Annotated in this window: 25 protein-coding genes and 1 tRNA gene; 13 read left to right on the plus strand and 13 right to left on the minus strand. The window is 45.2% G+C overall.

All coding sequences use genetic code 11. The annotated features are described in order from the left end of the window. Positions 1-63: 63 nt before the first annotated feature. The 4 genes from MKY99_RS06755 to MKY99_RS06770 form a co-directional block, all read right to left on the minus strand. Entirely contained in the window at positions 64-210 is a 147-nt protein-coding gene (locus tag MKY99_RS06755) for a hypothetical protein (RefSeq protein WP_179085847.1), read from the minus strand. A 103-nt stretch (positions 211-313) separates the two neighbouring features. Beyond that, on the minus strand, positions 314-493 hold the full coding sequence (locus tag MKY99_RS06760; RefSeq protein WP_339269461.1) for a FeoB-associated Cys-rich membrane protein: 180 nt from the start codon (positions 491-493) through the stop codon (positions 314-316). A gap of 44 nt (positions 494-537) precedes the next feature. Continuing rightward, positions 538-2550 carry a ferrous iron transport protein B gene (gene feoB, locus MKY99_RS06765; protein WP_339269463.1) on the minus strand — a complete coding sequence of 671 codons (2013 nt, stop codon included), beginning with the start codon at positions 2548-2550 and terminating at the stop codon, positions 538-540. Continuing rightward, a complete protein-coding gene (locus tag MKY99_RS06770) occupies positions 2547-2813 on the minus strand; it encodes a FeoA family protein (protein ID WP_306440392.1) in 267 nt (88 codons plus the stop codon). Before MKY99_RS06770 ends, feoB begins: the two co-directional genes overlap by 4 nt. Before the next feature lie 239 nt (positions 2814-3052). Between MKY99_RS06770 and MKY99_RS06775 the strand changes: the two genes are divergently transcribed. The 3 genes from MKY99_RS06775 (at position 3053) to MKY99_RS06785 (ending at position 6660) form a co-directional block, all read left to right on the plus strand. Continuing rightward, positions 3053-4012 (plus strand): aldolase catalytic domain-containing protein, encoded by a 960-nt coding sequence (locus MKY99_RS06775; RefSeq protein WP_339269465.1) that lies wholly within the window; start codon positions 3053-3055, stop codon positions 4010-4012. A gap of 334 nt (positions 4013-4346) precedes the next feature. Continuing rightward, positions 4347-6473 carry an EAL domain-containing protein gene (locus MKY99_RS06780; RefSeq protein WP_339269467.1) on the plus strand — a complete coding sequence of 709 codons (2127 nt, stop codon included), beginning with the start codon at positions 4347-4349 and terminating at the stop codon, positions 6471-6473. Positions 6474-6586: 113 nt separating this feature from the next. After that, positions 6587-6660 (plus strand) — tRNA-Gly (locus tag MKY99_RS06785). Positions 6661-6801: 141 nt separating this feature from the next. Here MKY99_RS06785 and MKY99_RS06790 read toward each other — a convergent pair. Next, a complete protein-coding gene (locus tag MKY99_RS06790; protein WP_339269469.1) occupies positions 6802-8157 on the minus strand; it encodes a dipeptidase in 1356 nt (451 codons plus the stop codon). 302 nt (positions 8158-8459) lie between these two features. Between MKY99_RS06790 and MKY99_RS06795 the strand changes: the two genes are divergently transcribed. The 4 genes from MKY99_RS06795 to MKY99_RS06810 all read left to right on the plus strand — a co-directional run bounded on the left by MKY99_RS06795 (position 8460) and on the right by MKY99_RS06810 (position 10809). Further along, on the plus strand, positions 8460-8843 hold the full coding sequence (locus MKY99_RS06795) for a helix-turn-helix domain-containing protein (RefSeq protein ID WP_143759300.1): 384 nt from the start codon (positions 8460-8462) through the stop codon (positions 8841-8843). A 42-nt stretch (positions 8844-8885) separates the two neighbouring features. Then, positions 8886-9839: an RNA methyltransferase gene (locus tag MKY99_RS06800; protein WP_339269471.1), complete on the plus strand. Its 954-nt coding sequence runs from the start codon at positions 8886-8888 to the stop codon at positions 9837-9839. 31 nt (positions 9840-9870) lie between these two features. Further along, positions 9871-10488 (plus strand): NUDIX hydrolase, encoded by a 618-nt coding sequence (locus MKY99_RS06805; protein WP_339269473.1) that lies wholly within the window; start codon positions 9871-9873, stop codon positions 10486-10488. A 168-nt stretch (positions 10489-10656) separates the two neighbouring features. Then, positions 10657-10809, plus strand: a complete 153-nt coding sequence (locus MKY99_RS06810) for a hypothetical protein (protein ID WP_156113065.1) — start codon at positions 10657-10659, stop codon at positions 10807-10809. Positions 10810-10910: 101 nt separating this feature from the next. On the opposite strand, the gene MKY99_RS06815 is transcribed toward MKY99_RS06810, so the two are convergent. The 3 genes from MKY99_RS06815 to MKY99_RS06825 all read right to left on the minus strand — a co-directional run bounded on the left by MKY99_RS06815 (position 10911) and on the right by MKY99_RS06825 (position 13664). Beyond that, entirely contained in the window at positions 10911-11378 is a 468-nt protein-coding gene (locus tag MKY99_RS06815; RefSeq protein ID WP_042125149.1) for an ASCH domain-containing protein, read from the minus strand. 26 nt (positions 11379-11404) lie between these two features. Further along, positions 11405-13375, minus strand: a complete 1971-nt coding sequence (locus tag MKY99_RS06820; RefSeq protein ID WP_339269475.1) for an ABC-F family ATP-binding cassette domain-containing protein — start codon at positions 13373-13375, stop codon at positions 11405-11407. Positions 13376-13496: 121 nt separating this feature from the next. Further along, complete coding sequence (locus tag MKY99_RS06825; RefSeq protein WP_156114741.1) at positions 13497-13664, minus strand: hypothetical protein; 168 nt, start codon at positions 13662-13664, stop codon at positions 13497-13499. Between the two features lie 180 nt (positions 13665-13844). Here MKY99_RS06825 and MKY99_RS06830 point away from each other — a divergent pair, with 180 nt between their 5' ends. Next, the gene (locus tag MKY99_RS06830) at positions 13845-14222 is read left to right on the plus strand and encodes a PH domain-containing protein (RefSeq protein ID WP_339271522.1); all 378 of its coding nucleotides are present in this window, start codon (positions 13845-13847) and stop codon (positions 14220-14222) included. Positions 14223-14227: 5 nt separating this feature from the next. Here MKY99_RS06830 and MKY99_RS06835 read toward each other — a convergent pair whose 3' ends face one another. Then, entirely contained in the window at positions 14228-14767 is a 540-nt protein-coding gene (locus MKY99_RS06835) for a chromate transporter (protein WP_339269478.1), read from the minus strand. Next, positions 14767-15342, minus strand: a complete 576-nt coding sequence (locus tag MKY99_RS06840) for a chromate transporter (protein ID WP_339271524.1) — start codon at positions 15340-15342, stop codon at positions 14767-14769. The genes MKY99_RS06835 and MKY99_RS06840 overlap by 1 nt, the downstream gene beginning before the upstream one ends. Before the next feature lie 210 nt (positions 15343-15552). On the opposite strand from MKY99_RS06840, the gene ggt reads away from it, so the two are divergent. After that, positions 15553-17130 (plus strand): gamma-glutamyltransferase, encoded by a 1578-nt coding sequence (gene ggt, locus MKY99_RS06845; protein WP_339269480.1) that lies wholly within the window; start codon positions 15553-15555, stop codon positions 17128-17130. A 193-nt stretch (positions 17131-17323) separates the two neighbouring features. Further along, a complete protein-coding gene (locus MKY99_RS06850; protein ID WP_339271526.1) occupies positions 17324-18661 on the plus strand; it encodes an amidase family protein in 1338 nt (445 codons plus the stop codon). 47 nt (positions 18662-18708) lie between these two features. On the opposite strand, the gene MKY99_RS06855 is transcribed toward MKY99_RS06850, so the two are convergent. From MKY99_RS06855 to MKY99_RS06865, 3 genes are all read right to left on the minus strand, one after another. Further along, entirely contained in the window at positions 18709-19077 is a 369-nt protein-coding gene (locus MKY99_RS06855) for a hypothetical protein (RefSeq protein ID WP_339269482.1), read from the minus strand. 78 nt (positions 19078-19155) lie between these two features. Beyond that, a complete protein-coding gene (locus tag MKY99_RS06860) occupies positions 19156-19284 on the minus strand; it encodes a hypothetical protein (RefSeq protein WP_339269483.1) in 129 nt (42 codons plus the stop codon). 76 nt (positions 19285-19360) lie between these two features. After that, positions 19361-19744, minus strand: a complete 384-nt coding sequence (locus MKY99_RS06865) for a RidA family protein (RefSeq protein WP_339269485.1) — start codon at positions 19742-19744, stop codon at positions 19361-19363. 239 nt (positions 19745-19983) lie between these two features. On the opposite strand from MKY99_RS06865, the gene MKY99_RS06870 reads away from it, so the two are divergent. From MKY99_RS06870 to MKY99_RS06880, 3 genes are read left to right on the plus strand one after another with little or no spacing between them, the layout of a single operon-like run. After that, entirely contained in the window at positions 19984-21558 is a 1575-nt protein-coding gene (locus MKY99_RS06870) for a PucR family transcriptional regulator (protein WP_339269487.1), read from the plus strand. Positions 21559-21596: 38 nt separating this feature from the next. After that, positions 21597-22721, plus strand: a complete 1125-nt coding sequence (locus MKY99_RS06875) for an XdhC family protein (protein WP_339269489.1) — start codon at positions 21597-21599, stop codon at positions 22719-22721. After that, positions 22663-23235 (plus strand): NTP transferase domain-containing protein, encoded by a 573-nt coding sequence (locus MKY99_RS06880; protein ID WP_175617362.1) that lies wholly within the window; start codon positions 22663-22665, stop codon positions 23233-23235. Before MKY99_RS06875 ends, MKY99_RS06880 begins: the two co-directional genes overlap by 59 nt. The last annotated feature ends 193 nt before the right edge of the window (positions 23236-23428 follow it).

Genomic DNA, 23428 nt, shown 5'->3' on the forward strand with positions numbered 1-23428 from the left:
ATGGATGGAAGACCGACCATTCCCTAAGACGAGGTTTCTTTGCTTTTGTAAGAATGCTGAAGATTAAATATTGCCACTGGATTTTTTAGCCTTTGATTGAGAAGTAAAGGATTGAATACTATTCATTATTTTATCGCGAGTTCCCTTATTCTTCAGTAAATAGGCTACGCCCAATGCGGCAGTTGTAAAAAATGTTTTTTTTGTGTTCATAGTGATTACCTCCTTAGGTATAGTCTGTAGTTGCTTATAACAAACATACCCGAAAGCAATGAAAGCTAAACTATGAACCCTTTCATATAACGGTTAGGCAAGCCTAATTCTTCTTATTAACAGGTGTTGAGCAGCAGGAGAGGGGAGAATCTAAAGACGCTGCAGAACAGGTCTTGCTCTTATCACAGCCAGCGCAAGCGCCTTGCTTGCCCTTTTGCACATGTCGATAGATGATCCAGCCTGAATAACCGAAGATCAGAGTGACGATTAGAACATTTACCATTACGGTGCCCCACTTTCATAAAGAGAATCAACGAATTACAAGTTCTACGACCAGCCTAATAATCGCCCACCTTGGAAAATAACAAAAGATACGATATACGCCAGAGCAAGAGAATAGCCAATGGAGAAGAAAGTCCATTTCCAAGAGGCTGTTTCTTTTTTGATAACCCCTACAGTGGCCAGACAAGGAATATATAACAGGATAAAGGCCATAAAGCTGATTGCACTTAGCGGTGTAAAGACTTGTGAAATTTGATTCTCTAATCCAGCGGTATCTGGTGCGTGATAGATGATATTCATCGTAGACACAACAACCTCTTTCGCTAAAAATCCTGGGACCAAGGTAGAGCCAGCCTGCCACGTTCCGAAACCAAGCGGTTCCAGTAGTGGTGCAATCATGCCTCCGAATTTAGCTAGATAGCTATGATCCATTTCTACATCAAATCCGCCAGGACCAGCATAAGACATGAACCAAATAATGGCTGATCCAGCTAGAATAATCGTTCCCGCTTTACGAAGGAACCCTTTGCCCTTCTCCCAAGTGCTGCGCGATAAGGTTTTGATCTGCGGCATACGGTAAGGAGGAAGTTCGATGATGAAGACGGAGGATTCATTCTTGAATAAGTATTTAGAGAATACCTTACAAAGAGTTAGGGCAAACACAATCCCCATAACATACATAGAGAGAACGGCAAACGCTTGTTGCTCTGGGAAGAATACAACTGCGAATAATGCATAAACAGGTAATCTTGCAGAACAAGACATCAGCGGCATTAACAGGGTTGTCAGCATGCGGTCTTTGGGCTGTTCGATGCTTCGCGCCGCCATAATGGCCGGTACATTGCAACCAAAACCAATGATAAATGGAATGAATGCTTTTCCGTTCAGTCCCATTCGTTCCATGGTGCTGTCCATCAACAAGCAGACCCTTGCCATGTATCCGGAATCCTCTAAGAAGGAAATGATGAGAAAGAGAATGAAGATTTGCGGAACAAAGACCAGTACGCCGCCTACACCACCGATGATGCCATCTACAATCAATGCATGCGTGAAGCCTGAAGCTCCAATGGTCTGAAGCAGTGAGTTCGTTCCATCACTAATAGGGCCCGATATCAGGCCGTCTACGATATCCGATAGGGGGCCGCCAACCCAGTCAAATGTAGTCTTAAAGAGAGCATACATAAAGAAAATGAATAAGGGCAGTCCCCAAAATCGATGAGTCAATACCGAATCTAATCTTTCGGTTAAGTTATGGGGCTTCTGAGCTGTCGTATCAAGGACTTCGACACAAATATTGCGAATATACTCCATACGGTTCGAGCGAATCCATTGCGGGAGTGTCAGGGCGAGTTTTTTGATTTGTAGCTCACTCTGACAAGACTCACAGATGTTTAGCAGTCTTGTAACATCTATACGCGACTTCAGAAACTGAAGTATAACCGGATTCTGCTCCAATAGCTGTAGAGCGACCCAACGGTGATTGGGCAGATCTTTTATAGAACGTAATTCCTTTTCTATAGAAGATATCGCTCGCTCGACGACCTCACCATAATTCAGCTTGAACTTTACAGCAGGAATAGCTGACGATTCCTCGAGGATGCTGAGCATCTGTACGCTGCCTTTACCGGTTCTTGCTATAAGTGGGAGGACGGTGACACCCAGTCTTGATTGTAAAATGGTTTGATTAATATGAATACCACGCGCATTAGCGACATCAATCATATTAAGACCGAGTACAGTAGGCTTGCCATACTCAAGTAGTTGAAGCGTGAGCAGCAGATTACGTTCCAGCTGGGATGCATCCACGATATTGATTAATGCTTCAGGGGACTCTTCTATCAGATATTGGGCTGCGACCCCTTCATCACGGGAGAGTGGGTGCAGAGAATAGATGCCGGGCAAATCAATGAGCTTGCCTGCCCCGTTCTTCAGATTTCCGATCTTTTTCTCAACCGTGACGCCTGACCAGTTACCTACATATTCGTATGAAGTCGTTAATGTATTGAAGAGGGAGGTCTTACCTGTATTTGGATTGCCCACAAGAGCTATAGAACTCAAGATACGTTCACCTCAATCAGAGAAGCTTCTTTGCGGCGTATGGCGAACAGCTGGCCGTTACATTCTAGCGTAATCGGTCCCCAAAAAGGTCCCTTTCCTTTAAGACGGATGTTCACACCCTCTGACACTCCGAGATCAGCAAGACGACGGCGTAGAACGGGGTTCATTCCTTCTATTTTATGAATATTTCCAGCAGCGCCAGGTTGTAATTGCAGTAAGGAACAGCAGGTAGAAGTAGCTATTGTAATCCCTCCAAAAGAGATTGAGAATCAATCTCAACTGTTTTCTTGTAATGTAGCATTTTTAAGTGTTTGTATACTGTGACATTTGTCCCTGACCTACTATGGTAATTACTTTAAAGTGCTAAAGGCGAAATACCTTTACAATTTATTCTTCATTAAAGTATGATTGAACGATATAAATTGCATAGTAAAGCTATGCTAGAGGTTATAATGATTGCAATAGCACATACGATGATTGCAGGAATTGAAGGGAGATAATTATGAAGACTAATCAATGTAAAATTGTTGACTGCACCATTCGCGATGGGGGGCTCGTTAACAACTGGGATTTCAGCGTGGAATTTGTGCAAAATTTGTATGCCGGCTTGAATGAGGCTGGTGTTGACTATATGGAAATCGGTTATAAAAACTCCCCTAAACTGCTCAAAGGAGCAGAAGGTGCTGGACCATGGCGTTTTCTGAACGATGACTTCTTACGTAAAGTTATCCCGCAAAAGGGACATACGAAGCTTTCCGCTTTGGTTGATATCGGTCGTGTGGATGAGAATGATATTTTACCTCGCAGCGAAAGTATGCTGGATCTGATTCGGGTAGCTTGTTATAGCAAAGATGTGGAGAAAGCCTTACAGCTGGTACAAACCTTCCATGATCTAGGCTATGAGACAACGATCAATATTATGGCTTTGTCGAATGTAATGGAGAATGAATTATTAGAAGCTTTCGAAATGATTCGTGAGAGTGTAGTTGATGTGGTATACATTGTGGATTCATACGGTAGTCTAGATCACAACGACATCAATTACTTAGTTGAGAAGTTCAAAACTCATTTGCCAAACAAACGCCTGGGCGTACATACCCATAATAATCTTCAACTCGCGTTCTCCAATACGTTGATTGCTGCTGAGAAAGGTGTAGAGCTGCTGGACGCTTCCTGTTATGGAATGGGACGTGCTGCGGGGAACTGTCCTACAGAGCTGCTTGTGACTCATTTGAAGAATACACGCTACACATTGCGCCCTGTAATTGATATCATTGAACGCCTGATGATTCCTTTACGTGAAAAAGAAGAGTGGGGCTATATCATTCCTTACATGATCACTGGAACGCTTGATGAGCATCCACGTTCAGCAATGGCGCTTCGCGCATCGGTGGATAAGGATAAAGCGGTTGATTTCTATGATAAGCTTACAACACCAGAGGTTAACTTCGGAGATAAATAAACCTGTTGTTCAGAAGCACTGAACCCGTTCGTAGGGGGAAGTGCTTTTTTTTTTTTTGAATAAAAATAAAATTTCTATAAGTTTCTCTGATAAATGATTCTAATATTTTTCGCTAAAATACTTACCGTTCTAATAAGAAGCCTGAAGGTATTTTTGCTTGCCTGCTAGAAGAAAATGGTTTATATTTATGCAAGATTTATGAATAATCGCCATAAAAATACGACCTCACAAAAGAAATGTAACTTTAAAGACCGATATAGCCGATATTTATACATAGGACAAGACTATACATAGTTGCTTAATAATCGACATCATTTTCAGACGCGAGGGATCTATGAGACAAGAAGAGAAAAAGACAATTCAAGCGGCTATTATAGGAGCCTTACTGTTCCTATTCATTCAAATTTTCCATACATCGTTAAACCGATTGGACAATTGGGAAATTATTTCTGCACTCTATCTCATTGTCGGCTGTTGTACTGTTGCTTTTGGATTTGCGATATTTGCACAGGGCTGGTTGTTCTTCTCTAGCAGATTATCTAAAGGAAGATTATATGTCGCAGCTCTTTTTGGTGGAATATGTATTATTGACTTCTTGCATACACTCGGCTTTGTAGCATTTCCATTGATTTCATCGTTTATAACCCCTGAGGAATCAAGGTGGCTGCTTACCTTTTCACGACTATCCAGCGGGCTGGGTATATTGTTTATTTTTAGTAGAGAAGATAAACCTGTGACCGTTACCGAAAAAAGAAATGTATTCAGAATCGCCTTCATGTTGATCGTGCTCTTCATCGCATTATTTATATTTATCCACACTGCAGTGCCTGAGTTATTTACTAAGCCTTGGATGAGTACACTTAAACAATTCGTTGATCTGGCAGTACTTTTTGTTTATTTAGCAGGTGTTGCTGTCATCGTATTTCCTGGGAATAATGAAAAGTCTGCCTCGCTGCTTGTTATTATTCGGGCACTTATCTTTTTCTCGCTAGGCCAGGCTTTTTTTATGACTCCCATAAGTGGCGGAAATATTGATGATCTCTTTGGGATGTTATGTAGCGGAATTGCTTATTACCAGTTGCTTACTGGCGTGTATCGCCTGACAATTGAAGAGCCATTTTACGAGAAACAGTTGGCCGAAGAACGGATCAATTATTTGGCGTATCATGATGATTTAACAGGACTTCCTAATAGACGTCGGCTGACACAGCGTGTAGAAGAAATGATTGATGCTGGAGAGACGGACACAAATGATCAATTCTCAGCTTTGGCCATTATGAATATTAATCATTTTAAGAATATAAATGACTCTCTGGGTCATTATGCCGGAGACCTTTTATTGAAATTGGTGTCTGAGCGTCTCAGTAATGAGGCTAGATCCAGTGAAGAGCTGTATAGTATGGGAGCGGACGAGTTTGCTTTTCTAATGACTGAAAGAGCAAGTCTTGGAGAATGCTTGGCACGAGCTACAGAGTTGCTCAGATTATTTGAAGCACCCGTTAATATAGAATCTGGCGAGTACCATATCTCACTCAGCTTGGGGATGAGTATTTATCCTGGTGACGGGGAAACTGCTGAACATCTCATTCAAAATGCGGATACTGCTGTTCATAATGCGAAGGAGCAGGGCGTGGAGATTCGTCGTTATATCCCAGCCATGCAGATGAAGGCAAAGGAACGCCTGAAGCTGGAAAATGACCTTCGAAGAGCGCTTGAGCGTGATGAGTTCTATCTCTTATATCAGCCAAAGGTGCAGCTGGAGACAGAAGAGATTGTAGGTATGGAAGCTTTATTGCGCTGGAATCATCCTAAGCGTGGTATTGTCTCACCTAATGAGTTTATTCCATTAGCTGAGGATAGCGGGCTAATTGTTCCAATTGGGGAATGGGTACTGAAGATGGCGTGCCTGCAAAATAAACAGTGGCAGCTAGCAGGCTACCAGCCGATATGCATCTCTATCAACTTATCTATGCGTCAATTCCTTCAGCCGAACCTGGCTGGTAAAATTCATACCATTCTGACCGATATTGGTTTGGATCCATGTTATGTTGATCTTGAAATTACAGAGAGTATGACCTTGGATAAAGAAACGGCTTTTGATCAGCTGAAGCGCTTGAAAGAGCTAGGTGTGTTCATTAGCATCGATGATTTTGGTACAGGTTATAGCTCATTGCACTATTTGAAGGATATGCCGATCGACAGGCTAAAGATTGACAGATCGTTTGTCTCCGAGGTTATGGAGGACAGTAATAATGCGGCAATAGTCTCCACGATTACTTCTATGGCGCATCATTTGAAGCTTAAGGTTACCGCAGAAGGGGTGGAGAACAAAGAGCAGCTGCAGTTTTTGCGTGAGCAGCATTGCCATGAAGCTCAAGGGTTTTTGTTCAGTAAACCTATTCAAGCAGCTGAATTTGAGACCTCATTTTTGAAAAAGGCTCCCCTCGGCGCTTCCTTGTAAAATATAAGAAAGTATAAGTTTCACACCATACTCTATGTCTTATATTTCGCATAAAAAAATGTTGATTTTTATTTATGGGAGTGATACAATATCTCTTGTACTCACTTTCCAATGCGGGTGTAGTTCAATGGTAGAACTTCAGCCTTCCAAGCTGATAGCGTGGGTTCGATTCCCATCACCCGCTCCATAATTTAAACTTCCAAATCCTTGCGATGCAAGGATTTTTTTATGTTTTGGTTGATGGTTTTGTTATGAACTATTCTTAGATATCAAAAAGCCAGGCTCCTCAATGAAGAGGAGCCTGGCTTTGTTATACTACCTGATTCTCTTAAACAGTCTTCAAGAACTCAACAATGGTGAGCAGTCCCTTATCAAAGTTCTCCAGGTTGAAATGCTCATCCGGTGCGTGCAGGTTCTCATCATCAAGGCCAAAGCCCATCAGGACCACTGGTGCTTCAAGTACACGGGAGAAGCTTTCCATGATCGGAATGGAGCCACCGTCTTTGGTGAAGAGGGCACGGGTTCCGTATACTTTGCCGTAAGCGTCTGCGGCAGTTTGCAGAATAGGGTTCGATGGATCGATGTTAAAGGCACGTGCCTTCTCCATTTGCGTCACATGTACTTTCGCTCCGGTTTGAATATTAGCCTTCAGATGCGCTTCAACGGCATCAAGAACATGTTGTGGATCCTGATCGCCAACGAGACGGCAAGTAATCTTGGCATGTGCTTCTTTTGGAATAACTGTCTTGCTTCCTTCGCCTTGGAAGCCGCCATACACACCGTTAAGTTCAAGTGTAGGGCGAGCACCAATACGTTCTACAAAAGAATAACCTTCTTCGCCGTATAACGCATCAAGGCCAAGTCCTTCACGAATCTTATCTTCATTCACGCCTTGCTTCACGAATTCCTCACGTAGCATTGGAGAAAGTTCAGGTACACCATCATAGAAGCCTTCTACAGAAACACGGCCTTTGTCGTCATGAAGGGAGCTGAGCAGGGACACGAGAGCGTGCAGTGCATTCGGAACGCCACCACCGTAAGAACCGGAGTGCAGGTCTGTAAGAGCTGTAGTAACGCTCACTTCAAGTGATCCTAGGCCACGTAGTCCTGTGCAAATTGCAGGGCGACCACGTTCCAGCAGGGAAGTATCGGAGACTAGCACCGCATCTGCAGCCAGCTTCTCTTTGTTAGCTTCCAGGAATGGAGGGAGATTTGCGCTGCCGATTTCTTCTTCACCTTCGATACAGAGCTTGATGTTAACAGGAAGAGTACCTTCTTGTTTCAGGATTGCTTCAATCGCTTTGAGGTGAATGAATACTTGTCCTTTGTCATCCGTTGCTCCACGTGCATACAGCTTGCCGTCACGGATCTCTGGTTCAAACGGAGGGGTAGTCCACAGGTTTAGCGGATCTACTGGCTGCACGTCGTAGTGGCCGTATACAAGAATGGTTGGCTTACCCGGAGCATGAAGATAGTCAGCATATATGACGGGATGCCCCGCTGTCGGATGAAGTTCAATGTTCTCAAGTCCAGCTTTCTTTAGTGTGTCTGTCAGCCAATGGGCTGCAGCTAGTACATCGTCCTTATGCTCAGACAAGGCAGAAATACTTGGAATCTTGAGCCATTGTTTTAGTTCTTCGAGATGTTCATCCCGGTGTGTTGAAAAATACGTTTCATATGACATAGTGTGTATGTACCTCCTTAAGTTTTGCTGCGCAAAACCGGCTATGAGCTTAATCGTCATGCGTGACCGTCTTGTTTAGCATTCTATAGGAATCATTATACTGGAGAACTCACTATGGATCAAAAGCGATTGGAAAGACGTCTTATCTGATCCTCGTGACCGGAGCTTTTTTTCGCAATTAATAGTTCCTTTCCGGTTGTTGATTACTAACAGTAACCATGATAAGCTGATTAAACTTAAGGGACAAGAAGGCACTATTACATGCTTGAGTTCCTATGGAGGTAACCACTTTGGAACATTCAATGGACGAACCCATTCGGCTAATGCCGACGCTAGAGGATTGCTCCATCACCCGCCAGATTCTCGACAGGGTTGGGGACAAATGGAGTGTGCTCATCATTGTTAATTTGGGTGCAGAAGCATTGCGGTTTAAAGAACTTCAGCGGCGTTCTGGTGGTATATCACAACGGATGCTGACCCAAACCCTGCGTCATTTAGAACGAGATGGTATAGTTTGGCGTAAAGTTACGCCTACGGTACCTTTGACTGTTGAATATGGTCTGACAAGTTTAGGAGAGTCCTTGCTAGATCCTTTAACTTCCCTAGTGGAATGGGTCAATAGAAACAACGCTGAAATCGCCAAAGCGCGTATAGGGTATGATCGTCAGCACGAAATGTTGGAGTAGCAAGCTAGGTGTACAATTTACTGGGATAGAGGATGGATTATTTTGCAAAAGAAAAGTGAAAAAAACACATTTTTATATACTTACACCTGTTCAGAGGACGAGTTATCACTATGTCAGATGGAGCTTCGTTGTCTTTTTGGAGAGGAAGTACCTTCTTCAATCTTTAAGAGTGAGGTAGAGGTGGATGTCAGCCGCAGTCCCTTCATTAAAGAACGAATTGATGTTATGTACGAAGGAGATAGCTTGCCTGAGATTTATGATCAAACGGAGCAGGTGGAGCTTGGCGGTAAGACATTTAAGGTTATTTTTGTGAAGACCAATGATCTGCCCCCTGCGGACAAAATAGAATATGATGAGCGAAGAGTGATCGAGCGGGAAATTGGGCTGCGGATTGAAGGGGAAGCGGATGTAAACCATCCAGAGCTGGTATACGGCATTGTTACGCTGGGCGGTCGCTGGTACTTTGGAGCTTATCATAAGAACAAGGCCACCTGGTTCCGTCAAATGAAAAAGCCGCGTAGCTACTCTATCGCGCTTAGCACACGTGTAGCCCGAGCTGCGGTCAATATAGCCGTTCCGAATCCGGAAGGTGTACGAGCTATCGATCCTTGCTGCGGCATCGGAACAGTAATGGTAGAAGCCCTCTCGATGGGAATCAATATGGTTGGACGTGACATTAACCCTCAAATCGCGATCGGTGCCAGAACGAATATTGCTCATTTTGGATTCACAAGTGAGGTTACGCTTGGAGATATTGCTGACATCACAGAACATTACGATGTAGCTATTGTAGATATGCCTTATAATCTATATTCTAGTATTACACCTGAGGAACAGTTTGTGATTCTAGTGAATGCGCGCCGGATTGCAGATCGGGTAGTTATCGTTGCGATTGAACCGATGGATGAGATGATCACGGAGGCTGGATTTACGATTATAGACCGCTGTGAAGCTAAAAAAGGTTTGTTCTCCCGTCATTTAATGCTTTGCCAGTAATCCTAATCAAGTTATTTAAAGGGGTGCAGCAATGGAGCAGAAATGGTTAACCTGGGCTAAAGAAATACAGGCCATCGCACAGACTGGACTAACTTACGCTAAAGATGTCTATGATATAGAACGGTATCAAGCTTTGCGGGAGCTAAGTGTAGATATCCTCGCTAATTATACGTTTGAAAGCAAGGAGAGAATAAGACTCTCCTTTGCTAGTGAGGGTGGCTATTCTACGCCGAAAGTGGATATCCGTGGTGTTGTTTTTCAGGATGACAGAATCCTGCTTGTCCGCGAGAAATTGGATGGAAAGTGGGCGCTTCCCGGGGGCTGGGGAGATATCGGTCTGTCACCGAGTGAAGTCGTTGTTAAGGAAATTCAAGAAGAATCAGGATTTGAGACAGAAGCAATTCGCCTGCTGGCTGTTTTAGATAAGAAATTTCATAACCATCCTCCGGAGCCGTATCACGTGTATAAGTTTTTTATTTTGTGCAGAATTGTAGGCGGCGAGGCGCTGCAAGGGGTGGAGACGAGTGAAGTATCCTTTTTTGCTGAAGATGAAATGCCTGAGCTCTCATTAGAGAGGAATACAAGTGAGCAGATTGAAACGATGTTTGAATATTTACGAAATCCAGAAAAAGTAGTAATATTGGACTAAGAATTTGCATATTATGTATGACTTCCGTAAAGTGATGTTTTTAATGATGTAAATGATGGGTAATAACTAATATGTAAGCACTTACAATGCTGGTATTCTAAGCTTTTAGGTCGAGCGGTCTACATTTTTTCCTCTACTGTGACGATAAGAATTTTAGGAGGGGATCGCATGGAACAAGAAGAGTTGAGCATTCCATTGAAACAGGAAAATGTGGTGCGCCCTGCAGAGGGCAATATTGCCACTGGGCTGGTTTGGGGTATCTTAATCAGCATTCCGTTATGGATCTCTGTGATTGGCTGGATTCTGGGGTTTTGGCGCTGAGCCGTATTTTAATAATTATCTAACTCTATTAGTTGTATAGTATACATCAAAGGCGGTCTCTTCGTAACTGAAGAGGCCGCCTTTTTAGTTTCCTGTGTTTCTCAAGATTTCGAATATACCAGTCTAAAGTTCTCGCAAACTACCTTCATCTTTGGATCAAAAGGCTTCTTCAAGAACGCTAAGGACTCTCTGCTGAAGAACTTCTCATGCTCATGGCGCCACGACTCTAACGTTCTGTCATCCTCGCCTTCGCTATAGGCAAAGTCAGCGCCTACCTCATCAAAAGGTGTAATTTGCACATCTGTCGTAACGATCACTGCTTGTGGATTACCACGGCCGTCCAGCAGGATACTATGTCGCCCAATTTCTGGTAAGGTCTCGTCACATACTGCATAAATTTCATAGTTCGAAGCGGTTCCTGTCTTAATCCTGCGGATCACCAGATCTAGCAGTTCATCGGCCATTTGAGGACTGTCGCCAAAGGCCCAAGCCTCGTAGTTATCCGCTGCTTGTGGATGAAGCTGGGTGTATTCTTCCCAAAAAAGCTTAATCTTCGTTTCGTTGCTCATATCCGTATCTCCTCATGTAATAATCGTTAGTGTCCCGCAGTTTCCATCCAGCCCGCATAGAGCTCATCTAGTTGCTCTTGCACTGCATCGCGTTCTTTCTGTAGCTCGGCGAGCTCTGCCGCATTGCTACTGATCAGTGGATCTAGCATTTTGGCATCGATTTCCCCAAGCTGATCCTCAACTTCGGCAATAGCCTTTTCCCAATCAAAGTGGATACTCTTCTTGCGGGAACTGGACGAGTTAGCCGTGGTGACATTAACATTCACGGAACGGTTAGATTGAGGCTTACCGGAGCGTGCAGTGGTTCCATCTGAAGAGAAAGGTTTAGGCTGATCAGGAATAGAGACTGGTGCTGCTAACGCCTGTTCAGCTTGCTTCTCCTTGTAATACTCATAGTTGCCGTTGAAAACTCCAAATCGTCCACTTTCAATGGACCAGAGCTTATGGAACAGACGATTAATGAAATAGCGATCATGTGAAACGGCCAGCACTGTACCTGGGAATTCTTCTAATGCTTCCTCTAGCGCTTCCCGGGAGTCAATGTCTAGATGGTTCGTTGGTTCATCCAGAATTAACAGGTTTGGTTTACGATGCATCAACACAGCGAAACGCAGGCGGGTCCATTCCCCTCCGGATAGATTCGTGATGTCTTTGAATACATCGGCACCGTAGAATAGGAAACGTGCGAGCTGCCCGCGCGCTTCACCTTCTTCTAGTCCGGCCTCTTCACGGAAGTAGCGGAGTACGGATTGTTTGTTATTGTCAGGGACAGCCTCTTGCGCGAGATAGCCAACAACGGTTCTTGAACCAAGCGTGCAGCTTCCGGTGTCTGGCGTCTCCTGACCTAATATAATTCTTAAAAGTGTACTTTTCCCTGCCCCGTTACCACCGATAAGTGCCGTAGTCTCTCCGTAGCGAAGAACTTCGTTTGCGTCTGTAAACAGGCTTCGCTCTCCATATGCCTTACCGATATCCTCCAGTATGACGACTTGATTCCCGGAGCGATCATTTTGTTGTAGCTGCAAATCCATCGATTTGCGCTCAAGAATAGGACGTTTAACCTTTACCATACGATCCAGTGCTTTTTGCATGGAAGCTGCTCGCCGGTAAAAGGCAGGGTTTGGGGGAGTTCCCCGATTCCCAAATTCGATGAGGCGTTTGATACTCTCCTGCATTTGCTTTATCTTTTTCTGTTGTTCTTGATAATCAGCAAATTGTTGAAGTAGACGTGTTTCCTTCTCTATTTGATAGCCGCTGTAGTTGGTATGGAAGGTAAAAGCCTCGCCATCCTCAATCTCGATCACTTTTTTGACTACAGCGTCGAGGAAGTAACGATCATGGGAAATGGCTAACACTGTACCGTCATAGCTCTGTAAGTACTGCTCTAACCACTCGATGGCGTTCATGTCTAGATGATTGGTTGGCTCATCGAGTAGAAGTACATCAGGTCTACGCAGTAGCAGCTCTGCGAGTCCGACTTTAGTTTTCTCGCCGCCAGAAAGAGAGGAGAAGAGTCGGTTATATTGCCCAGTTCCGATTCCTAGACCAATGGCAACTCGCTGAATGGTGGATTCAATTTCGTAGCCTCCTGCGGTCTCAAATTTATCCTGAAGGCTACCATATTCTTTCAGCAGCCGATTCCATAGCGTTTCATCCGTTCCGGTATTGAAGGCGGACATTTCAAGCTCCAGCTCTCGCAGGCGTTGTTGCCATTGCAAAGGTTCAGCAAAGCTACGCTGTAGAACTTCATATACAGTTTCTTTTTCGTTAACCTCTTGAATTTGAGCCAGCATTCCTACTACACTACCTTTGCGAATTGAGATTTGCCCTTGATCGGGGCGCTCTTCGCCATTCAGTAAGTGGAAAAGTGTAGTTTTACCGCAGCCATTGCGGCCGATTAGACCGATTTTTTCTCCTTGGCGGATATCGAAGGTGATGCTATTTAGTACGAGCTGTGCACCGTGGTATTTTTGAACATTTTGGCATTGAATAATCATATATATTCTCCTTTAAGAATGCCCTTTGCACCGCCAGAACCCTTAATCGAAACTGGAATTCTGTAAAAAACCATAAAAAAAGACCGTAGGGAAATTTCCCCACGGCCTTATCATTCTCCGGTTAACTGATCCGTCCGGGTGATGGCAGGAAAGGCATTTCACAATTGTGTAGTGTTATTAAATTCATGGAAATGGACAGACTTCTCCCGTTATCGCCATTTACATGAGCAATGCCAGCTATCGCTTTAGGTAGCCGACTCATAACACTGTTGGTCCAATTGTGATCCATTCCTTCCACACCCCTTTCTTAACAAATTTAATGACAGTGTAAACAATAATCGGAAATTTAGCAAGTAAAAAGATGGAAGAGCGAAGTTTTACACTGCATAGAATATGAAATGTGGAATAATATGGTTCTATGTGGGAGGAGACAAGCCACTAAAAATAACAGATGAAAAGGGGAAGTTATATGGCGATTTTTGACGGATTGATGGGTAATGCATCACAAGTAAATCTAGCGGAGGTACAACGGGAATATGCACAAATCCTTGCCCCTCAAGAGAAAATTGAACGAGCCTACAAGTTGATTAGAGATATGTTTATTTTTACAGACAAACGACTGATTCTAGTGGATAAACAGGGACTGACGGGGAAAAAGACGGACTATCATTCCATCCCATACAAAAGCATCTCGCATTATTCCGTGGAGACGGCAGGGCACTTTGATCTGGATGCGGAGCTATGTATCTATATTTCCAGCAGCACTGTGCCACTCAAGAAGACCTTTAATAAATCCGTGAATATTTATGAGGTACAGGCGGTATTGTCACAATATATTTTAAACTAGTTTAGTTAGACCGTGTAGCGGAGTACCAGACCACCATAGGTAAAAGCGGCTAAGATGACAAAGGCAGGATGCAGCTTAAGCCGCTTGATGGCCCAGAATGCGATTGCGGCAATGAACAGTGTTTGCCAGATTCCGATAGAGTTCGTAGGACCTTTGACCATTGTCCAAGTGAGCGCAGCCATCATAACTGCAATAACCGGTTGAACAAGCAATGTCATCCCTCTCACTACGGGGGATTGCTTGTATTTTTGCATGACCTCTAACAGGATAATAAGCACTACTGCGGAGGGCAAGACGGTTGCTAACAAAGCTACGATGAGTCCTAACCAGCCGTAGACATCATAGCCGACGTAAGCTGCGATTTTGGTAGCAATCGGGCCAGGCAGTGCATTGCCAAGTGCAAGCATGTTAGAGAATTGTTCATCGGTCAGCCAGCCGTAATGGGGAACGATTTCTTGATACATCAATGGAATAGAGGAAGGACCACCGCCGTATCCAAGCAAATTCGCCATGAAAAATCCGTATATGAGCTCTAACCAGTCCATCAATTTGATCCTCCTTGTTGTTGCTTCGCGATGATCCGGTAATGAACGGCTCCGTAACCTAGAAAAAGTACGATTACGAGAGCTGGATGTATGTGAATTATTTGTAGCAGAAGTAAGGCTAGAAGGATGAAGACAGCGCTGAGATATTTTCCTAGCCCTTTATAGGCTTTTTGCGCAAACTCATATGCCATTATTCCTAACATGACAGCAATGACAGGAGATACCCCCGCGATCATTCCAGCTACTACTTTTGAGCTACTTAAATAATTTACAGCCGATAACAGTATGATCATAGCCAGACAGCTAGGTAAAATATGTGCCAGAACTGACAGTATCGCCCCCCTAACTCCTCGAAGTTTATATCCAAGATAAGCCGCCATTTTAGTAGCAATAGGTCCCGGTAGCGCGTTGGCAATCGCCAATGTCTCCCCGAATTCATCGTCGCTCAGCCAAGTGTAGCGAGTTACCGCATCATGCCGGATTAATGGAATCACGGAAGGCCCTCCGCCATAGCCGACAATCCCAGTTCTGAACATGGCGATAGCTAATTGTACATAATCTTTATGGATGGATATCACGTGAGACCTCCCCTTGTGTTTAGAGCCCATTCTATACAATTCATATGTGTGAAACTACGAGGTTGACTAGAAATTAGCTAATCTTTGTGCATGAATCACAAAAAGAGGATGGTTATTTTGAGGTTTAGCGTAACCGATTGACAAGGGATTTTTATGTAATGTTAAATGACACTAATTAAGTGAGAAGTTAATAGGGAGATGGGGAACATGGCGGAGAAACCTGTAATAGGCACAAAAACAATGGTCGTCAGCCCTCATTATTTAGCTTCGGCTGCGGGTGCGCGCATTTTGGGAAAAGGGGGTAATGCCTTTGATGCGGCGGTGGCGGTTAGTGCGACGCTCGCTGTAGTCTACCCGCATATGACGGGGCTTGGTGGGGACTCGTTCTGGTTGACTTATAGCACAGAAGAGGCGCGTGTCCGGGCGTATAACGGAAGCGGACGATCGGGTTATGGAGTTCGCAGGAGTTGCTTTGCCGGGGAGGGAGCTATCCCCAGGCGGGGAATCCGCAGTGCCATCACTGTGCCGGGGATGGTGGATAGCTGGGATGCCATGCTGAGTGAGTATGGCCGATTAACGCTAGCGGAGGTGCTGGAGCCGGCCATCGGCTACGCACAAGGCGGGTTTCCGCTGTCGCCGGACCAGCGGAATAATACGCTGCTTGCTGGAGCGGCGTTGTCGGCGGAGGCGTCCGCGATTTATATGCCGGGTGGAGTGGCTGTGTCTGCTGGATCGAGATTTCAGCAGACACAGCTGGCGGCAACCCTGAGGACGTTGGCTGCAGGTGGACGGGACGCTTTTTATAAGGGGAATATTGCTGAAGATATTTGTGATTATATGCTGGCAGCTGGGGGCTATCTCACACGGGATGATTTTGCGGATCATCAGGGGGATTGGGTCGAGCCGATTCATGCGGAATATCATGGGCATACGGTGTATCAAGTGCCGCCAAATTCTCAAGGGTTTACGGGGCTGATGAGTCTTAATATATTGGAGCATTTTAATTTCGGAGAAATCGAGCATGGTTCTTATGATTATTACCACCTGCTTGTTGAAGCGCTGAAGCTGAGTTTTCGTGATCGGGATAGAGTGCTTACAGATCCGGATTTTAGTGCTATTCCTTTGGTGCAGTTGCTGGATAAGAACTATGCAGGGCAACTAGCCTCTACGATCTCGATGCAAAAAGCGGCACAGCTGACAAGTCAGCCTATCGGCAGTGATACGGCGTATGCTGCGGTGGTGGATGAGGAGGGGAATGCAGTCTCCTTTATTCAGAGTCTGTATTTTGAATTTGGCTCAGGTGTGGTGGCTGGGAATACAGGGATTCTGCTACAGAATCGGGGTTCGTTTTTCTCGCTTGATCCGAACCATATCAATACGCTTGAACCGCATAAGCGCAGCTTCCACACACTGATGCCAGCCATGGCCTGCCGCGAGGGCAAACCTGTGATTCTATATGGTACGCAAGGTGGTGAAGGTCAGCCGCAAACTCAAACGTTGCTACTTACAAGGATGCTGCATTATGGGATGAATCCGCAAGCGGCTGTAAGTGAACCACGTTTTGTATGGGGGAGAACGTGGGGGGAACCTACGCAGGAGCTGAAGGTAGAGGGACGGGTAGCGGATGAGGTGCTGGCAGATCTGGCGGGAGCCGGTCATATTGTCCGGAAAGTGGAAGCATATGACGGGAGCGTGGGTCATGCTCACGCGATATCCATAGATGACAATGGATATCGTAGTGGGGGGACAGACCCGCGCTGCGATGGCGCGGCGATAGGTTGGTAGGGTGAGGTGAGAGTAGGTAGAATTTGGGTTGGAGGTGGGTTGCAGGCGACACCTTGAAGTGAAAGGCTTCTTAGAAAGGTGTAACAGAAAGCCCTAGTTTATTGGACATGAGATTTTAGAAGGATGATTAAAATCTTAGACGAGTTGATTAAGATCTTAGAAGGAATGTTGAGGGGAGGAGGAAGGGGATATGGTGGATAATCAGTATGGTGCATTTATCGATCCTCAGCTAACAGTCGGACGTTTAGGGAACGGGATATTGGACGGACTGACCTTTGCGGTGAAAGATGTGTATGCGGTAGCAGGGCACAGTTCTTCTGCTGGTAATCCAGATTGGCTGCGGAGCCACAATCCGTCTACAGAACATGCGGCAGTAGTACGTCAGTTGCTCCGATCGGGAGCGACGCTTCGAGGAGCGACTCATACGGATGAGCTGATGTACAGTCTGGGTGGTGAGAACCATCATTATGGAACGCCCATAAATCCCCGTGCCGCAGGTTGTATCCCGGGTGGTTCTTCTAGTGGATCGGCAGTAGCGGTAGCTTCAGGTAGTGTTGATTTTGCGCTCGGAACAGATACAGGTGGTTCTATTCGAGTCCCTTCCGCCTATTGCGGAGTATATGGCTTTCGCCCGACGCATGGTGCTGTGAATATGGAAGGTGTGATCCCGTTATCACCGCAATTTGATACAGTAGGCTGGATCGCTGATCGTATGGATGTGCTCCAGAAAGTGGGGGAGGTTTTACTTGGAAGTGGACGCATGACTGAAAAGGTAATGATGAGCATAGATGGAAATTTAGAATTGAGAACAGATATGAGTTTAGATATTAGTATGGAGAAAAATTTAAAGAGTATAGAAAATGGTCTCGAGAATAAGGCGAAGATGGAATTGAGGGATAATTTACAAAAGAACATAGTAGATCCTATACAAAAGAACATGGGAACTTTATTTGTTGCTACGGACTGTTGGGATTTGGTCGATCCAAAGGATGTGAGTGTTCTAGCGAATGGATTGAACCGCTTGAGGACTGGTGCTGATCATTTCTTCGAAACTGAAATAGCTCCCGAAGGATTGAAGGTCTGGATGGATATTTTTCGAGAGTTACAGGGTAGTGAAATCTGGACAACCCATTGCGCCTGGATTGAGAAGGTAAAACCATTCTTTGGGCCAGATATTGCAGCACGGTTCTCTTGGGCTGCTAACTTAGCTGGCAAGGACCATGGTATCGCTCTGAATAAACGAGCGGAGATTTCTACTCAATTGCGCCAACTGCTGGGAGAAGATAATTGTCTTGTGATTCCGACAGTACCTGGTCCTGCTCCACTGCGTGGTGGGGGGTTGCGTCAATTGGAGGAGAACCGTAGTGGGGCGATGATGTTGAGTTGCATGGCTGGATTGGCAGGCCTGCCTCAAGTAACATTACCTATGCTCTCTACAAATGGACTGCCGCTGGGATTGTCGGTTATCGCCGGACATGGTCAGGATCTTCGGTTACTCTCATGGGTGAAGGAGGTTTGGCGGCGGTCGTGAGATGACGGGACTTGATGGGTTTTGAGATGATAGGTGAAATTGGTTTTTTAAAAAATGAACTCAATGTGATGAAGTAGGCTCAATAATGGTGTGTTAGAGTAAAAGATAAATTCAGTGCTCAAAAGTTGGCTTAAGACCAGCGTTTCAGTAAACACCTCCATGTGAAGAAAAAGAACGGTATAAATCCCGTAGAATGCGCGAAATTGGCCCGTATAGCTGAAAATAACGGTATAAATCCCGTAGAATGCACGATATTGGCTCATATAGCTGAAAAGAACGGTATAAATCCCGTAGAATGCGCGAAATTGGCTCATATAGCTGAAAAGAACGGTATAAATCCCGTAGAATGCGCGAAATTGGCCCGTATAGCTGAAAATAACGGTATAAATCCCGTAGAATGCGCGAAATTGGCTCATATTGCGGGGAAGAAGGGCAAAAATACCCTAGAATCCTGTAATTCCGGCCATATTACAGGAAAGAGGGGGATAAATACCCTAGAATCCAGTGATTCCGGTCATATAGCCGAAAAGAGGGGTATAAATCCCCCAGAATCCAAAAATACTGGCGATATTACCGGAAGAAGGGGTATAAATGCCCCACACCACAAAGGTCAGCCACGACACGCTCGCGTTTCATCTGAACACGCAAACAAAGCACCTTCTGTGAAGAAGGTGCCATGCCCCGTGCCCCATCCGAGCTCTATTCTACGAATGCTTCGACTTCTATTTCTACTAACAATAGTGGATCAATAAGCGCCTTTACCTCTACCATGGTTGCTACAGGCTGAATATCTTTGAAAAATTCGCCGTGTGCTTTGCCGACTTCTTCCCAGCGTGAGATGTCTGTCACGAACATTCTTGTTCTAATTACATGCGACAAATCAGCATCTAGCTGGTTTAGCGCTTTTTCGATGGTATGTAGAATGAATTTCGTCTGCGCGTATGGATCTCCTATACCGACTATTTCCCCGTCTTGCATGGCTGTTGTTCCTGCGACTTCGATACGGTTGCCGATTCGAATGGCACGAGAATATCCAACCACCGACTCCCAGGGTGAACCCGTAAACACTTGCTTTTTACTCAAAAGATCCCCTCCAAATCCATCCTAATATTGTCCGATCTAATTATACTACTCACACAAGTGATGTGAACTAAAGATTAATGGTTCATCAGTTATGTTCATTTAATGTTATATTAACTAACATAGTAATCGTTAAATTTTAATTTGGCTCTATCCAAAGAGGTTCATTTTAATTATAATGTTACATAAAATAACATAATGAATCAAAAATGGTTCAATTGATCCTAAAAAGGAGGGATGGCATGCATCTTACGGTTGAAGAAGCGTTGTCCATTTATCCTTTGTCCGAGGCGAAGCTTATCGCGGGGTCCAAGGGGAAACATCGAATTGTGAAATCGATTAATGTGATGGACGCACCTGATATTTCGGATTGGATCAAAGAAGGCGAGATGCTGCTAACGACAGCCTATTTAATCAAGGACAATCTGGAGGATGCCTCTGCTTTGCTGCAGACGCTGAATCGAAGGGGCTCATCGGCCTTGGGTATTAAGCTGGGACGATTTTGGGATGAAGTACCGGAGCAGCTGATCGCAGAAGCTGAGAGCCTTAACTTCCCCTTAATCCAGTTGCCGTTCCAGTTCACTTTTTCGGATCAGATGAATGGCCTGTTTCGCGCTGAGCTTAGCCGGAGCACTCACGTTCTGCAGAGCATAATGGAGAAGCAGAAAAAGCTGATGCAATTTGCCCTGCGATCTGTCCGCAGCCGTCCATTGTTTGACTCGGTGTCTGATGTGATTGGCCATTCACTTGTAGTGGTTAGCGCACGCGGGGATGTAATCTATAACAATTCTGAATACCAGACCTCACAGTTGCTGGAGGGATGGCCCTGGCAGAAACGGAATCAACGTTTTCGTGTAGAGGATCGTGCAGGTTATCGCACACCACTAATACAAGGAGAAAAGTGTTCGGGATATTTATTGTATTGTTCCATCGACCCTTTATTGCTCCCGGTGGAAGAGAGCTTGTTCGTTCAGGGTGCTGAACTTATTTCATATCATATTTACTCAGGATACGAGGATTATTTTGAACAGGCAGAACATAGGGAGTTCAGTGGATTGCTGAGACGTTGTCTAAATGGTAACTTATCTTACGCCGATTTAGCACAGGCTACGCTCGAATTGGAAATTGAACTGCTTCAGTCGCCATTTCAACTAGTATTAACTGATATTGTTGCGACTGTTGAAGAACGCCAAAGTGAGCTGCTTAGATTAAAAGAAGAATACACTGAACACCCCGTACTGCGGGATTTAAAGGCCATTCATGTGATTGTAGACCAAGGATTATTGTCCATCTATCCAGCAGCTCTTCAGAGTCCTGAGCAATTTCGGGATGTAATCCAGGCTTGTTTTGACAACCTTAAGTTTGACAAGGGGTATTATCCACGAGCTGCAATAAGTAGTTGTAAATTGAAGCCAGATGGGCTGAAGGAGGCTTTTGCGGAGGTGAAGGAATGTATGGGGATGCTTCAGTTTGAGGGAGTGCATGGGAATGTTGTGCATTATCGGCAGCTTGAGCTGTCCTTGCTTCTTGGGCAAATCCCGACAGAGGTCATGGAGAAATATTGCAACGGAACGCTTAGAGGACTGCTTAGTCGTGAGCCGGAGTATGTGCGAGAAATGCTGCGGACGCTGGAGGTTTATCTAGAGAACGATGGGCATGTCAATGAGACAGCCAAAAAGTTGTTTATTCATCGGAACACGGCTACCTACCGGATCGAGAAGCTTAGTGAGCTCTTGGATGTCGATTTTAAAAAAATAAATGATCTAATGAGGCTGAAGTTAGTGTTCATGTTTCGGAGAATGCTTGGGCGGGACTAAGGTCTGGGTTGAAATGCAAACACGGAGGAGGGAGCCTCGTGAATACACATGAGATCGCAATTCATATTCAAACCCATAAGACGCCTGCGGTGCTGGCAACACTGATTGAGGTAGAGGGGCACTCGTATCGTAAACCTGGGGCAGTGATGCTGTTTTTTGAAGGGGGCACGATTGGGAGTCTGAGTCCAGGTTGTTTGGAAAGCGATCTGGAGTTACGTACCTCTGAGATATGGGAACGAGGGCTGCCCGAGATTGTGGAATACAATATGTTGTCTTCGGATGATCTGTCCTGGGGTGAGACTGTCGGCTGTGGGGGCAAAATCAAAGTGGTGCTTGAACCCGTGCAGGGTCAGCTCTACAAACTTTTGGTGCAGGTGAGTGACAGACTGGCGGCGGGAGAGCGGTTGGTTCTGTTTCGGGAGGCAGTGGAGAGGGGGTTTACTTATAAGCTGGAGCAGGATACTGATACTTCACTGCCGCAGAGCAAGAAACATCCGAAATTATCCCACTCGGCAAAAGAAAACCTAGCGGCAGGTCGCTTTATGGCCGCTCCAGCAGAATTGACAGCATTCCATACGTCTTTCGTGCCCAAACCGCGGCTTGTGATTTTTGGTGGTGGGCTTGATGTGGTTCCGATTGCGGAACTTGCTGACAGAGTTGGCTTTCGGGTTGCGGTTGCGGATTGGCGCGAAGGAAGCTTGCACAATAAGTTTCCTCGAGCTGAACAAGTAATTTGTTCCCCTATGGAGGTTGTTCAGCGATTGGGTGTAGCTCGGGAGGATTATGTATTGATTTGCAGTCATCAACTTGGGCGGGATAGACAGTTCCTGGAGAGTGTGATTCCGCTTGCTCCTCTATATATAGGGATTATTGGTTCGAAGGCGCGGATAGCTCTTTTACTGGAAGGGCTTGAGGCCCCTGCATCTTTGCATGCGCCTGTTGGGTTGCCCATTGGTGGAGAAGGTCCGGAGGAGATTGCGGTCAGTATTATAGCGGAAATTATTCAAATTAGAAGGGTAGGCTCACGAGAACTGCCCAAAGGAGTGGATAGTATTGAAGGTAGCAGGAATATATTTGGCAGCGGGGCAGAGCAGGCGGATGGGCGTGTCCAAGGTTTCACTGAAATTATCGCAGGAGGTCTCGCTCGGGAGCGTCGCGCTTAGCGAATTGGATCGCTGCAATCTTGAACCGCTTATCGTAGTGGTGCGTGCGGATGACAACTTGGAATGGCTGCCACCCGCGATTGAACCGCAAGGATCTAGACGTACCGAAACTTGCTTAACCGCACATCTAGGATTGTCTTTTTCCCTGCGCTGCGGCCTTAATGCGGTATTACCTTTACAGCCCGATGCAGTAGTTGTGGCGCTTGCGGATCAGCCATTTATTACTACAGCATTAGTGAACCGTCTAATACAAACGTTTGAACAATCTCCGGAGATGGATTATGTCGCTAGCGTCAGCAATGGGTCGGCTATGCCCCCGGCTTTGTTCTCGAAGACGTTGTTTCCAGCACTACAGGGATTAGATGGAGATCGAGGAGCGGCGGGGATATTGCGTTCACCTGATTATAAGGGGATTGTTCTGGAATCTGAGTCTGCCCATTATTTCATGGACGCAGATACAAAAGAAGATTTTGGTGAGATTCAGGAGCAATGGATTCTGAGAAATGGAAAGTGAAGTAAAAAGTAGTCTAAAAAGTAATCTGAAATAGTGTCCCTTTTCCACTTCTGGTCATATAATATGACACGAAACTCACCTTTCAAAAACCAATTAGTGCATTACACACAAAAAAAGTTCTGATTCTTATATTCATATACAAACGTATGTTATATAAATTTACGCCAAGGCCACCTCTAAGTATAGTAGAAGT

Origin of the sequence: Paenibacillus sp. FSL R5-0470, from assembly GCF_037975205.1 — a bacterium.
Classification (GTDB): Bacteria; Bacillota; Bacilli; order Paenibacillales; family Paenibacillaceae; genus Paenibacillus_AQ.

Bases quoted from the DNA above. Each gene is read 5' to 3' on its own strand.
- MKY99_RS06755 (WP_179085847.1), bottom strand. From the start codon at position 210: ATGAACACAAAAAAAACATTTTTTACAACTGCCGCATTGGGCGTAGCC.
- MKY99_RS06760 (WP_339269461.1), bottom strand. From the start codon at position 493: ATGGTAAATGTTCTAATCGTCACTCTGATCTTCGGTTATTCAGGCTGG.
- MKY99_RS06775 (WP_339269465.1), top strand. From the start codon at position 3,053: ATGAAGACTAATCAATGTAAAATTGTTGACTGCACCATTCGCGATGGG.
- MKY99_RS06780 (WP_339269467.1), top strand. From the start codon at position 4,347: ATGAGACAAGAAGAGAAAAAGACAATTCAAGCGGCTATTATAGGAGCC.
- MKY99_RS06790 (WP_339269469.1), bottom strand. From the start codon at position 8,157: ATGTCATATGAAACGTATTTTTCAACACACCGGGATGAACATCTCGAA.
- MKY99_RS06795 (WP_143759300.1), top strand. From the start codon at position 8,460: ATGGACGAACCCATTCGGCTAATGCCGACGCTAGAGGATTGCTCCATC.
- MKY99_RS06805 (WP_339269473.1), top strand. From the start codon at position 9,871: ATGGAGCAGAAATGGTTAACCTGGGCTAAAGAAATACAGGCCATCGCA.
- MKY99_RS06810 (WP_156113065.1), top strand. From the start codon at position 10,657: ATGGAACAAGAAGAGTTGAGCATTCCATTGAAACAGGAAAATGTGGTG.
- MKY99_RS06815 (WP_042125149.1), bottom strand. From the start codon at position 11,378: ATGAGCAACGAAACGAAGATTAAGCTTTTTTGGGAAGAATACACCCAG.
- MKY99_RS06820 (WP_339269475.1), bottom strand. From the start codon at position 13,375: ATGATTATTCAATGCCAAAATGTTCAAAAATACCACGGTGCACAGCTC.
- MKY99_RS06825 (WP_156114741.1), bottom strand. From the start codon at position 13,664: ATGGATCACAATTGGACCAACAGTGTTATGAGTCGGCTACCTAAAGCG.
- MKY99_RS06830 (WP_339271522.1), top strand. From the start codon at position 13,845: ATGGCGATTTTTGACGGATTGATGGGTAATGCATCACAAGTAAATCTA.
- MKY99_RS06835 (WP_339269478.1), bottom strand. From the start codon at position 14,767: ATGGACTGGTTAGAGCTCATATACGGATTTTTCATGGCGAATTTGCTT.
- ggt (WP_339269480.1), top strand. From the start codon at position 15,553: ATGGCGGAGAAACCTGTAATAGGCACAAAAACAATGGTCGTCAGCCCT.
- MKY99_RS06855 (WP_339269482.1), bottom strand. From the start codon at position 19,077: ATGAGCCAATTTCGCGCATTCTACGGGATTTATACCGTTATTTTCAGC.
- MKY99_RS06870 (WP_339269487.1), top strand. From the start codon at position 19,984: ATGCATCTTACGGTTGAAGAAGCGTTGTCCATTTATCCTTTGTCCGAG.